A 13348-nucleotide genomic window follows, 5' to 3' on the forward strand; every position below is an offset into this window, starting at 1 on the left:
ATAGTTGTAGTTTTTCTCTATGCTTAAATTTAATCATGTGTAAATTGCTCGTTTAAAGTTTTAACTAAAACATTGGCTTTTGACTCCCAAGAATGATCATTAATATTAATGATTGGTTTCAAATTTTTTGTGCTTTTTAATTCGCTTGAAAATTCAAACTTATCATTTACAAGGTACAAGTGTTCTTTTAGGGCTAACAATCCGTTGCCTTTTGTTCCAACTACCTTTTTTCCCGTTAACAAATATTCATATGCCTTTATGGAATCCCCTCCGTGTTGCCCTTCATTTATATTATAAGGTATAATACAGATGTCAAAATTTTGTACATAATTAGGATAAATAGCGTAGTGTTTGTCACCAAGGAAAAAAACATTCTTTCTTTTGTTTATTTTATTAAAGACTGTTTTATCCAATACTTGACCCACAAAAACAAATGACAGAAATGGGTTGTCTTCTACTATAAAATTTATTAACTCATAATCTAATAAATATGATAATTTACCCCCAAACCCAATGATAGGTCTCTTAATTTCTTTTAAGTCTTGTGGTAATTCATTATTATTAATAAAATTAGTTTTGACTCCATTTTTTATTAAGATTATGTTTTTTACATTAAATTTTGATTTAAAAAAATTTACGTTTTCATTTGAATTAGTAGACCAGTTTAAAATATTTTCTGCTAAAGCACCATACCCCGCTTCTAATTTTGTATTTATTTTTTTATATGCTGGAAACTTCAAAAAATTATCCCAAGCATCAAAAAGCTTTTTATTACAGTTTAATCTTAGTGCTAATTTGTAAGAAAAAATGTTTTGGCTAATAAGGCTGAACTTTTCAATACCTAATGTATTGCACGATAATTTTATAAAATCCAAGTACTTATTATCAACATATTTGTCTACAAACCATAAGTGCTTTTTGAAAATTTGACCAAAAACATCCGAAGAAAAATAATCAGTTACATATATATTAGAATCAACCTTGGTGAGAGAGAATTTTTCCTTTTTTAAAACAACTGTCCCCTTCATGGTTTTAGTCTTTCTCTTGTAAATAAATTCAAACCATGTTGAAGGTCTATTTACGACTAACAATTTGTCTACATTCGAGTTTTTAGAAAGAGCTTTAATTAAATGGACATCTCTGGTTCTAAAGCCCTCTTTTTCACTTTTCCTCCAATCGTGAAATGGAATTATTACTAGATTCATCAATTTTTTTGTTAAAAATAATCATTAAACTTAGCATTATTGCAATATCTGATAAAATCGTAGTGTAAAATGCATAAACCAATATAACTCCTGTAAATAACAACTTAGGCCAACCTTTATCTATATCCAAATACTTTATAAGGCTAAAAATGTATGCAAACAGTACTACCAAACCAATGAGTCCAAGGTCAAAATAAGTCCAAATAATTTGGGTGAAATGTTTCGTTTTTTTAAACTTACCTGTGCGAATGTCAAAATACGAATATGGACCATCTCCTATCCATTTTATTTCAATTTTGTTAATCATAAGAATTAATATTTGGCTTCTTTTTGCATTTCCAAGCTCATATTGTCGTTCGGCTGTTCTTAAAGAAAACTGCCTGTCTAACGACCCTCCAAAGCGATCTTTTATGAATTGTTGATCTTTTAAATTATACGTTATTGAAGCCAATATTACCAGCATTATTAGCGAGATAATTTTAAACCTTAAACTATGTTTGTGTTTTTTATAAAGAGGGAATAAAATCGATACTGCTAATAAAAGTACCAAAAAAAATTTTGAAATATTTGATTCAGTAAAAAATACCGTAACACTTAAATATATAATGGAAAACCATGGGTGTTTTAATTTGCTTTTGAAACCCCTCCTATTTAATAAAATACTTGTTATGATAAATAGTAGAAAAATGGCCAATGAGTGATCCGATTTTACAAAAAAACTGCCAAACATAAAATCAAACCATTCTATAATTTGTCCGCTATTATTAAATTGAATAAGAAAGTCATAAAAGTAAGTTTGTATTAATAATATTGGAAACTGAATGATTGCTATATAATAAAATAGCCTTAAAATTTTATTGTGATTAATAATATTCTCTTTATAATTTATATAAGAGAATAAAAAAACTCCTAGAGGTAATAATGGAAAAAGTAAATACACATTTGTTGAAATAAAATCACTCCCATTAATGAATGCTGATAAGTAAATTACAAAGATGAACGTGAAAGCGGACAAAACAACCCTATTTAAAACTACCTTGTTCTTTAATAAAGCATGTAAAAAATATAGTATGTATGTGGTAACAACAATGCCAAACGTTATAATTGTATTTGAAGCTCCAAAAACAAATTGCAAAAACCCTCCAAATACAAAAACGATTAATATAATAAAGTAAAAGCTTAACTTATATAATTCTTTAAAATAGGCCATTTTAGAATAAGATAATTAGTGATTTTTGGTTTTATAAATAAAATCAAACTTAATGTTAATAATCGCTATAATATATTCTTTTAATGTTGCACCTGTCATCTTATTAACTAAAAATTTCCAACTTGGCACAAACAACAAAATCATAGCAAAGGTTAGTGAGAGTGATACTTGAACAACACCAAACATTGATCCTATATATATAAATATTGGCATAATTAATAGACTCATAACATTCCATTTAAACTCTAAATCTGTCCTACCTGTGGCAATTACTAAGCTTCCTATGGGGTTTCCTATTGCCCTAAAAATCATATAAAAACTTAGTATTCTTACTAAGTTTACAATGTTATAAAAATCAGTACCATAAACTATTTGAACAATTAATGGCGCAAACAAAACGATGACCAAATAAACAGATATATTTAAAGAAGATACAATGTTTATTAATTTTAAATAATTCTTCTTCAATAAATCATTTTGATTTTGAAATTTAGCCAATGTTGGTGATGCAACTTTAACTAAAATAGGGTTAATAATTTGAGCTGGTCTAAATACAAGTTGTTTTGCTAAGCTATAACCTCCTAATATTTCAGTAGAAAAGAACTTTCCAATTAAAAGTATATCTAAATCTCTATTAAAATAATTTGCTACTTGCCCACCTACTTGGTAAATGCCTATTTTTAAAAATGGAAGTGTTTCAGATAATCTGAAATGAAGTAATAAACCGTGCTTTTTTATACCTATAATTAAAAAAAGAAGATTTGAAATTAAATATTGTATCAGGGCTGAATAAACTAAAGACAATACACCATAATCATTAACAGCTAACCAAACTGCTACAAAAAGTGAAATTAGTGCAGCTAAAATATCTATAAGACTTATGCTTTTAAATGCAAGGTTTTTTGTTTCAATAGTTTTGAATTGAATTCCTATTCCTGATATAATTAAATTTAAGCCCAAAAGAGGAATTAAATAATTCAATTCTGGCTCATTATATAAGCTTGAAACCAGAGGGGTTACTAGAAATAACACTCCGTATAATACAATACAAAGTATTATGTTGAACCAATATAAGCTTGCGTAATTTTTTTTTGTTATTTTTTGTTTATGCAAAATAGCTGTGGATAATCCCATGTCACTAAACAGGTTCATAAATCCCATCACAAAAGTTACTAAAGCCATTAAACCAAAATCTGATTTTTCAAGAAACCTCGCAAGAATACTTATCTTGAGAATGGCTACTATTGCTAAACAAATTGTAGCAAAAGAAGTCCATTTTAAACCTAAGATAACTTGTTTTTTTAATGACATAAAATTTAAGAATACCTCTTATTTTATTTTTTTAACGCGTGATATAGCCCAATAACATTGGATGTTCCTTCTAAGATTTTTTCTTCGCCCCAATAATCTACAACAAGTTTAGCATTAATTTTCTTTTCGCCATCATTTAATTCTTTTCCTAAAAATTTAATATCATCTTCTAAGCTAAAAACTTTTAATCCAATACTTTTTAAGTAATCGTAAGTGATACTTTTCTTGTTAAGAAAAACTCTGATTCCTAAGAATAATGCCACCAAAATATTTCCTAGTGCCTGTTGTCTAATATGGTACATTATCATTGTATTACATGATAGGATGATTTTTTGATATTCTTCTAATTGTAAAAATTCTGTAAGTGGATTGAAGTTATTCCTATATTTTTTAAATCCTTCCTTAATAATTATCTTAGAATACTTATTATCGCCGTAATTAAGAGGAACGATTAATAAAGATTCTACGCTTTCTATTTTTTTAAAGATATCCAAATGGTTATTAGATTGTGTTGCCGAATTTCCTAATAAAATGTTTTTCCCTAAAGAGTGTTCATTTTTATTATAAAAAATATTATTAAAACTATCGTAATTAAACTTTATATATGATACGTTTAAATTAAATTCGCTTTTAATTAGATTGAACTCAGGAGGCAAAACAGTAGATAAATAATTTATATTTTGAAGCGCGTTTTTTTCTTTATTTATAGTTCTCACTCCATACCTTAATTTATAATAAAGGTCATAAAACAACGAATTTCTTACTTTTGTTTTAAGTTGTTTTTTTGTGAGTTTATTCGTTTCAACTTCATATTCTACAAAATTTTTAAAATAAGAATACGCATCTCCTCCCCAAACCATCCACAGTACAGGAATGCTTTTCGGCATATTTTTAAGTATAAATGTTTTTAAAGGGGTTAAATAATGTATAACCAAAAGGCTACAGTCTTGAAAAATAAAGTTGAAATCTAATTTATACCATTTATTTGTATGAACCTCGATTTTATCAATATTCTTAGAATAAATAAGGTTTTGAGAATTTGAAAAAACTATATACCTATTTATTCCGCTTTCTATTTCTTCAAATTTTTTAATTGTTGCGTCAACAAACTTCTCATCATCAAACAAATGTACAATCATTATTTTATTTCCTTAATTATTTTAGCTGGAATACCCATTACTAAAACATTATCAGGGACATCTTTGGTAACTACAGCCCCTGCTCCGATTATTACATTTTTTCCGATATTTAGATTAGGTAAAATTGTTGCGCTTGTTCCTATAAAAGTAAAATCGCCAATATTACAATTCCCCGAAATATTTACATTCGGGCATATCTCAACAAAATCGCCAATATTACAATCATGCCCAATAGTGGAGTTTAAATTAACTAAAACGCCTTTGCCAAGAGTTACATCATTAGTAATAATTACTCCTGATGTTATATTATTTCCTTCATCAATACTGTTTCCAAAATGACCTATGTCAGAATTCGGGCTTATGGTAGACACTAAGTTTCCTCCAATTTTTATAAATGATTCATAAATTTTAAACCTCAAATTTGGGTTGCCAATCCCTATAGTAAACTGATTACTATACTCTAAGAAAAAATGCTTAGCCTCTTCTATGGACTTTAAAACAGGAAAACTTCCATATAGAAAATTAGGTGTGTCTTGATTAACGTCATCGAAAAAAGCGATATTATCAAAAATGTTGTTTTGGTGTAGTATTTCTAAGACTTCTTTTGCAAAACCTTTTGCCCCAATTATTAACATAATGCAGTATTAATTGTGTTACATATAATCTTTAAATCAGCCTTACTTATATCAAAAAACAAAGGTAAGCACAAAATTCTTGAAGCAATACTTTCCGATATTGGCATTCTAGAACCTTTTACATATTTTATTTTATTTAAAGAGGGATAAAAATATCTTCTAGGAAAAATTTGCTTTTCATTAAGTGCATTTTGAACTTTTTTTAACTCCTCTTCATTTTCAAAAATAGCTGGATAGTAGCTATAGTTCCAATTAGTTTCTTTTCTAATTTTTAGTCGTTGTATCTTTAAAAACGAGAGGTGTTCATCATAGTATTCACATACTTTCTTTCTGGATTTTAGAATAGCATCCATATGTGGTAAAACTGCTAACCCCATTGCAGCTTGCAACTCAGATATTTTCGCATTTATTCCTAGTCCATGAAAATTTTCTGGACCGTCATGCCCAAAATTATGACTATAAAATAATTTATGCATTAATTCTTTATCTTGAGTAAACATAGCTCCTCCCTCACCTGTATGAAATAGTTTTGTTGCGTGAAAACTACATGTGCTTACATCTCCATATTTGAAAACAGACTGTCCCTTATATTTAACACCAAAACAATGTGCTGCATCATATATTACTTTAATATTATGTTTTTTTGCTATTCTTTGAATCTCATCAATATTACACGGGTTTCCAAAAACATGCGTTACTAATATTGCTTTTGTTCTCTTTGTTATTGAAGCTTCAATTTTCGTTTCATCAATTGTCAAATGCTGTTCGTCAATATCTACAAAAACCGGGGTGCTTCTATCCCACAAGATAGCTGCTGTTGTTGCCACATAACTAAATGGGGTAGTAATAACCTCTCCTTGATCTGCAAATAAGCGAAGGGCAATTTGCAATGGAGTTGTGCCGTTATTGGTTATGGTTATATTATCAACCTCCAAATAATTAGAAATATTATTTTCTAACTCCTTCACAAGGGCGCCTCTATTGGTTATCCACTCAGCATCAAAAGCCCTTTGTACTTGATTGGTATACTCTTCAATTGAAGGCAGGAATGTTTTAGTTACATTGATCATATAAACCCTATATTTCTAAAGATAAATTAAAGCTCTAGCTCTATTTTTTTAATTAGTAAAGGAGTAGACATTAGAAAAGGATCACATCTTCCATCAATGGTTTTTCTCATAAATCCATTATCCGTTTTTTGTAAATAGATGTTTGGTTGGAAAAAACGTTCTAAAGTCAGCGGGTCAATTTCGATTACTTCATTATTATACTCTAATTTTATCACTCCTATTTCAACAAGCGTTTCATAACTATTTTCACCTAAATCAATTCTAAATTTAAATGGTAAAACTTCTTTGGGAAGCACAAACTCTAATGTCTGGAACTCTTCACTTCCCACTATGTTTTTAACCAGCCTTTTGTTGGCGCTAAAGCTCTCCTCAGGTGAATCATCAGTAAAAAATACTTGAAATTTATCATCTTCTTTAACTTTTGCTTCCATAATGATTTTAAAAAGGTTGTCTTTTACAACTTCTTTTTTAATTGGAGTTTGAACTTCGGTTGCTTTTTTATCTTCATTCTTACAAGAGAATGAAAATATAACTAAGCAGCTTAAAATTATTTTTTTCATTATATAGTAATTTTGGTTTAAAAATATTATTTGTTGTTGCTTCTATACTGATTACTTTATTTTAAATAATATATCAATAATACCATTATATTAATTGAGTTATTTATTAAAACTCTAACCCATTTCTTTAATACATTTTCTTACACCTACTAACCAATGCGGCATTTCAAGGTTGAAGAACTCTTTTGTTTTAGCGCTATCTAAAACACTAAATTGTGGTCGTTTTGCCAAAGTTGGATAATTTTCTGTTTTTATTGCATTCACTTTTATGCCATTGTTTACAAAATCAAATATTGCTTTTGCAAAATCATACCATGATATTTCACCAATATTGCTGTAATGATATATTCCATAACCATTACATTGTTTGTCAATAATGTGAAAAATTAGCTCTGCTAAATCTCTGGCATAAGTTGGAGTTCCTATTTGATCATTGACAACATTTAATTCTTTCCTTTCTTTAGAAACTCTTAACATTGTTTTTAGAAAATTATTGCCATACTTAGAATACAACCACGAGGTTCTAATTATAAAATAACTTTCTAATGCATCACAAATATATGATTCTCCTTTTAATTTTGAAGCTCCATAAACATTAATTGGGTTTGGTAAATCGATTTCTGTATAAGGGGTTTTTGTGTTCCCGTCAAACACAAAGTCGGTAGAAACGTGTATGAGTGTTACATTATTATTTTTGCAAGATTCAGCCAAGTATTTAATTGCCTCAGCATTAACCAAAAAAGCTCTTGCTTTTTCTTTTTCAGCTTTATCAACAGCTGTATATGCGGCACAATTCACTAAATAATCAAACTTGATTTTCTTGAATAAATCATTAGTGGTTTTTTTATTTGTTATATCTAACTCTGAAGAATTCTTAAAATACCATTTGATTTCTTCGTTAGTATTCGCAATATCCTGCAAGCATCTGCCTAATTGACCATTGGAGCCTGTAACCAACACATTAATCATAATCTAATGTCTTCAAATTTTGGCAAATTTATATCCTTTTCAGATATAATGAGTTGGTTCTTGGGAAGTTTCCAATCAATATTCAAAATATGATCAGAAAATATTATTCCACGTTCAGATTCTTTATTGTAAAAATTGTCGCATTTGTACGAGAAAATAGCTGTTTCACTCAATACAACAAATCCATGAGCAAAACCTCTAGGGACAAACAATTGTTTTTTATTCTCTTCGGATAATTCTATGGCCACATGTTGACCAAACGTATTTGAATTTTCTGTTAAATCAACAGCAATATCTAAAACACACCCTTTAATAACCCTTACTAGTTTTGCTTGTGCAAACTTTCCAACTTGATAGTGAAGTCCTCTTAATACTCCCTTGGATGAAAAGGATTCATTATCTTGAACAAACTCTACTTCTAAATCAAGAGCCTCATTAAAAACATTTTTATTATAGCTTTCTAAAAAATATCCTCTTTTATCCTCAAAAACCTTCGGCTCTAATATATAGCATCCTTTAAGTTTTGTTTCTTTGGCAATCATTTCTTGTTCTTTAATAAGCCCAATAAATTTTTACCATAACCACTCTTTAGTAATGGTTTTGCTAACTCAATAAATTGTTCTTCGCTTATATAGCCCATTTCAAAAGCCGCGGCTTCTATTGACCCTATTTTTAACCCTTGTCTCTCTTCAATAACTTCAACAAATTGTGAGGCTTGCATTAATGACTGAAACGTTCCTGTATCTAACCAAGCAGTCCCTCTATCTAATATGCTTACATTTAATTTACCTTGATTTAAATACTCTTTATTAACATCGGTAATTTCTAATTCTCCTCTATGACTTGGTTCAATGTTTTTCGCTATGTTCACAACGGAGTTGTCATAAAAATATATGCCAGGAACGGCATAATTTGACTTTGGCTCTAATGGTTTCTCCTCAATTGAAATCGCTCGCCCTTCGGCATTAAACTCCACAACCCCATAACGTTCCGGATCATGAACTCTGTAAGCATAAATAACACCTCCGTTAGGATTATTGTTACTTTGCAATAATTTTGCTAAACCAGTTCCATAAAAAATATTGTCTCCCAGTATCAAAGCAACTTTTTCGTTACCAATAAATTCTGACCCAATAATAAACGCTTCGGCCAAACCATTAGGAGCTTCTTGTACTGCGTATTCAAATTTACAGCCATATTTTTTGCCATCACCTAAAAGATCTTCAAATAATGGCAAATCTTTAGGTGTAGAAATAATTAACACCTCCTTAATTCCTGAATACATCAACGTTGAAAGCGGATAATATATCATTGGTTTATCATAAATTGGCATTAATTGTTTGCTTACTGATAAAGTTAGTGGATGAAGTCTTGTTCCCGAACCTCCAGCTAGAATAATTCCTTTCATAGTTTAGATTAACTGTTGATATATTGTTTTTGATAATACGATTGATAATCTCCTGAGGTAACACTATTTAACCATCTTTTGTTATTTAAATACCAATCAATTGTTAGCCTTAAACCTTCTTCAAAGATAACTGAAGGCTCCCAACCAAGTTCTTTGTTAATCTTTGATGCATCTATTGCATAACGCAAATCATGTCCAGGACGATCTTTAACGTAAGTGATTAATTTTTCTGATGTTCTTGGAATTCTTTGTAGTTTTTTGTCCATTTGTTCACAAAGCAGCTTTACCAAATCAATGTTCTTCCACTCATTAAAACCTCCAATATTATATGTTTCTTTATTCTTTCCATTATGGAAAACTAAATCAATAGCTATGGCGTGATCTATGACATACAACCAATCTCTTGTGTAATTTCCATCACCATAAACAGGTAGTGGTTTGTTGTTTAGTATATTATTTATAAAAAGTGGGATTAATTTTTCGGGAAATTGATTGGGACCATAATTGTTTGAGCAATTAGTAATAACATAAGGCAATCCATAAGTTTCTCCATAAGCCCTTACAAAATGATCTGAGCTTGCCTTAGAGGCTGAATAGGGTGAGTTAGGGTCATAGGATGTTGTTTCCGTAAACAACCCTGCTTTTCCTAATGAGCCATAAACCTCATCGGTGCTAACGTGATAAAACAACTTATCCGTAAAATCATCGCTCCATAAAGACTTAAACGCATTAAGCAAGTTTATTGTTCCTAATACATTGGTGTTTACAAAAGCTAATGGATCTGTTATAGATCTATCAACATGGGATTCTGCTGCAAGATGAATCACACTATCAAACTTGTACTTAGAAAAAAGTAACTCTATTCTATGTGCGTCTGTAATATCTGCTTTAATAAATGTATAATTTGGTGCGTTTTCAACATCCTTCAAATTTTCTAAATTTCCCGCATATGTTAAAGCATCTAAATTATAGATATGGTAATTGGGGTATTTATTTACAAATAACCTAACAACATGGGACCCAATAAATCCCGCACCTCCTGTAATTAAAATAGTCATATTAAATTATATTTTGTCTTTAAAACGTTCTAAATATTTCACAAATTCTATCAATAATAATAATAATAAAGAAACCAAAATCAATTTAATACTAAGTGAAATAGTCCAACTTGTTTCTATGCCAAAAAGTTTAGTTCTATTGTCACGAGTACCATCTCCATCTTGACTAGATACTATTTCAATAATGTCTTCTAGATTCTTACGGTTTGTTTCGTTTTCTACTAAATCCATCCTTAATTCTAAATCTTTACTAAAAAGCTCATATTCTTTTGTGAAGCTTTTCTCTTTAGAATCTCCTACTGATATCATGGTTGTGGTTCCTCTTGGTTGTTCCTCTGTTGGTTTATCCAAGACCTTTTTATATACTTCTTGTAATTCTTTTGATTCTTTTAATGAAGTATTAATAGCTTCATCTCTTCTGTTTAAATCGCTTATCTTTTTCTCTTTTTCATTTTTAAAAAACTCACTATTAGCAATATTACTAATAATAGTGTCTAAAACTGGGTTAAAGTTGGTTTTTGATTTTGATTTTAATGTTAGTTTTTGAATGTTATAGTTGTAATCTTTAGTGTTCTCTAAAAAGTCTTTATAGTTAATAGTAATAGCTAAAGTGGAATCAAGGCTTTGTCTATACTCGTCAAACAGTTGTAGTTTTTCATTATCTGTAAGATTAGATTCCATTTCCAACTCAATAATATCTGCTGCTTGTTTTGGTTTAATTTGAAAAATTTTAGATACCTCAATTGAATCTTTTTGCTTAATAAGTGAGTTATAATACTCAATGGTGTTAAACAAGTGTTCCCCTGTATCATAATTTTGCTTAATTACTATAGTTGATTTGTAAACTGGGTCTTCAATTTTTTGTTTTACAACACCTAAAATGACTCCAATAATTCCAGCAATTACTAATTTTAAAAAATGCTTTTTTGTAAAAAACACAAACCATACAAAAGCTAAAAAAAGCTTGTTAAAGATACTTCCAATAAATTTAAAAAAGCGTTCGAACGCATTACCAATGAGTTTAAACAATTGTCCTAAATCGACTTCTTCCGATGGTTGTTGTTCTGGTAGATTTGTACTCATAATTTATGAATTAAATATTTGTTCTAAAATTTTTCGTGTTATCAAATATGTTGGTCTTACACCGCTTGTACCTAAGCCTCCAGAGGCCAATGTACTTCCTGTTTCTAAAGGGTTATCACTCGCATAATAGGCATATCTAACTTTAACTTCTGGGTTAATGCTTTTTCTAATTCTTGCTGCAGATTGAATCGCTTTTTGGTAGTGCGCGCCCTCCATTTCCAATCCAATAACATCCCAAGTGGAATCATGGAAAAACTTCAAAATTTCTTTGTTTTGAAGTGATGTTCCTAATACTGTAACCATAGCTCCTTCGTAAACATTAACGCCTTGTCCTGCAACATCTTCTTTGCATAACTCATTTGTAAACGGATAATTGTCTGCAGTACCTTCAAAAATATGAGCCGATGGAATCATAATATCTCCTTTACCACCTTCTAAAATCCCTGCTTTACCCATAATTGAAATTGACTCAACATTCATGTGTGTTTTGTCATCTCCATTTTCGTAAGGCTTTAAAAACTCATCAATAGTTTCAAATGCCTGTTCGCCAAAAGCATAATCCATCACGAATATAACTGGTTTTTCTGATTTTGAATTGTCTTTATTAATTTTTAAATCTAAAAAATCTAAATTAATTTTCGCTGTATCAAAAATTTGAACATCAATATTTGTTCCTGAGGTATCTTTAATATAAATCATCCCAGATTTTAAAGCCTCATTGGTCACTTTGCTTCGTAAAGCTTCGCTGTTACTTTGGCTTAAAGCTTCATATACCTGAAAAATATCTTTCTTGGAGGTTCCTGTTTTTAAAGCTTTTGGCGCATGTAGCGTATTCATTACACTGTGTAAATTAGCACTAATAATATGTATTGGACGCTCCAATAAATTATTTTTCTTGAGAACCTCCTTAATATTGTTTGCCCAAATTTCACCATGAATATGATGTCCTAAACGCTCTCTTAAAACTGGACTAAAAGTAACTGTTCTTTTTGTGTTCTTCACAACCTCCTCTATTGCTAGCTTCCCTAGCCAATAAACAATATGAAGTAATCTCTCGGGTTGTGTTTTAGTAGCAAATAAAGAGTATGTATGTGTTAATTCTTCAAAAGTTCTACCTAAAATATTAGCCGTATGTGTTATGGCAATTTCTCGCTCTTTTTGGCTAAGTTTTTTACCTGACAAAACAGCTCTTTCTAGCTTAATCCAATCGCGAGTTGTATCGCCTTTTTCATTAATTATTACGCGCTTACTAATTTTATGCGATTCAACAAACAAAAAGGTTAAATGGGTTAAAATATCATAGATTTCTGAACGTCCTCTCGTGATTTCAATATTCATTTGCTCTTCATCTATTCTATAGCAATTACGCCTTCTTTTAGGAGGAATAATTACTTCAAAATGTGAGTTACCATAACCTTCATCACTTGTAAGGTTAATAAACCTACATTCTTCAATACCAATAGGAAGCCTGTCGATAACATATAATAGCCCATTTAACTCAGCTTTCTCTTCTGCAATAGATCCATAAATTTCTGGTCTTAAAAGCAAAAGTGCTTCTCTAAGGGTTTCGCCTGAAACTCCCATAGGCTTATAAAAACCTCGATTAAATAAATGACGCATAGTAATGTACATACGCTCAATGGCGCTTGAACTTTCTTGTGCTCTTGTTCTTCCTTGGTGTTTTTTACTCATATAGTTTA

Annotated in this window: 13 protein-coding genes; all 13 read right to left on the reverse strand. The window is 29.9% G+C overall.

Annotated elements, in window-relative coordinates; all coding sequences use genetic code 11:
• Positions 1-29 precede the first annotated feature (29 nt).
• The 13 genes from ABGB03_RS14065 to ABGB03_RS14125 all read right to left on the reverse strand — a co-directional run bounded on the left by ABGB03_RS14065 (position 30) and on the right by ABGB03_RS14125 (position 13340).
• Positions 30-1205, reverse strand: coding sequence for a hypothetical protein (locus ABGB03_RS14065; RefSeq protein ID WP_347923209.1), 1176 nt, complete (start codon positions 1203-1205; stop codon positions 30-32).
• Positions 1162-1668 (reverse strand): hypothetical protein, encoded by a 507-nt coding sequence (locus tag ABGB03_RS14070; RefSeq protein WP_347923210.1) that lies wholly within the window; start codon positions 1666-1668, stop codon positions 1162-1164. Before ABGB03_RS14070 ends, ABGB03_RS14065 begins: the two co-directional genes overlap by 44 nt.
• Positions 1669-2430: 762 nt before the next feature.
• Entirely contained in the window at positions 2431-3726 is a 1296-nt protein-coding gene (locus tag ABGB03_RS14075; RefSeq protein ID WP_347923211.1) for an MOP flippase family protein, read from the reverse strand.
• 23 nt (positions 3727-3749) lie between these two features.
• Positions 3750-4865 carry a TDP-N-acetylfucosamine:lipid II N-acetylfucosaminyltransferase gene (locus ABGB03_RS14080; RefSeq protein ID WP_347923212.1) on the reverse strand — a complete coding sequence of 372 codons (1116 nt, stop codon included), beginning with the start codon at positions 4863-4865 and terminating at the stop codon, positions 3750-3752.
• Positions 4865-5500, reverse strand: coding sequence for an acetyltransferase (locus ABGB03_RS14085; RefSeq protein WP_347923213.1), 636 nt, complete (start codon positions 5498-5500; stop codon positions 4865-4867). The genes ABGB03_RS14080 and ABGB03_RS14085 overlap by 1 nt, the downstream gene beginning before the upstream one ends.
• Complete coding sequence (locus ABGB03_RS14090) at positions 5494-6570, reverse strand: DegT/DnrJ/EryC1/StrS family aminotransferase (protein WP_347923214.1); 1077 nt, start codon at positions 6568-6570, stop codon at positions 5494-5496. Before ABGB03_RS14090 ends, ABGB03_RS14085 begins: the two co-directional genes overlap by 7 nt.
• Positions 6571-6596: 26 nt before the next feature.
• Positions 6597-7130 (reverse strand): hypothetical protein, encoded by a 534-nt coding sequence (locus ABGB03_RS14095; RefSeq protein ID WP_347923215.1) that lies wholly within the window; start codon positions 7128-7130, stop codon positions 6597-6599.
• Between the two features lie 114 nt (positions 7131-7244).
• Positions 7245-8099 carry a dTDP-4-dehydrorhamnose reductase gene (gene rfbD / locus ABGB03_RS14100; RefSeq protein WP_347923216.1) on the reverse strand — a complete coding sequence of 285 codons (855 nt, stop codon included), beginning with the start codon at positions 8097-8099 and terminating at the stop codon, positions 7245-7247.
• Positions 8096-8641, reverse strand: a complete 546-nt coding sequence (rfbC, locus tag ABGB03_RS14105; protein ID WP_347923217.1) for a dTDP-4-dehydrorhamnose 3,5-epimerase — start codon at positions 8639-8641, stop codon at positions 8096-8098. The genes rfbD and rfbC overlap by 4 nt, the downstream gene beginning before the upstream one ends.
• Positions 8638-9507: a glucose-1-phosphate thymidylyltransferase RfbA gene (gene rfbA / locus ABGB03_RS14110; RefSeq protein ID WP_347923218.1), complete on the reverse strand. Its 870-nt coding sequence runs from the start codon at positions 9505-9507 to the stop codon at positions 8638-8640. Before rfbA ends, rfbC begins: the two co-directional genes overlap by 4 nt.
• Before the next feature lie 8 nt (positions 9508-9515).
• A complete protein-coding gene (gene rfbB / locus ABGB03_RS14115) occupies positions 9516-10565 on the reverse strand; it encodes a dTDP-glucose 4,6-dehydratase (protein ID WP_347923219.1) in 1050 nt (349 codons plus the stop codon).
• Positions 10566-10571: 6 nt separating this feature from the next.
• Positions 10572-11648 (reverse strand): hypothetical protein, encoded by a 1077-nt coding sequence (locus ABGB03_RS14120; RefSeq protein WP_347923220.1) that lies wholly within the window; start codon positions 11646-11648, stop codon positions 10572-10574.
• 3 nt (positions 11649-11651) lie between these two features.
• Positions 11652-13340 (reverse strand): hypothetical protein, encoded by a 1689-nt coding sequence (locus tag ABGB03_RS14125; RefSeq protein ID WP_347923221.1) that lies wholly within the window; start codon positions 13338-13340, stop codon positions 11652-11654.
• Positions 13341-13348: the final 8 nt, after the last annotated feature.

Source organism: Pontimicrobium sp. SW4 (genome assembly GCF_039954625.1).
GTDB lineage: Bacteria > Bacteroidota > Bacteroidia > Flavobacteriales > Flavobacteriaceae > Pontimicrobium.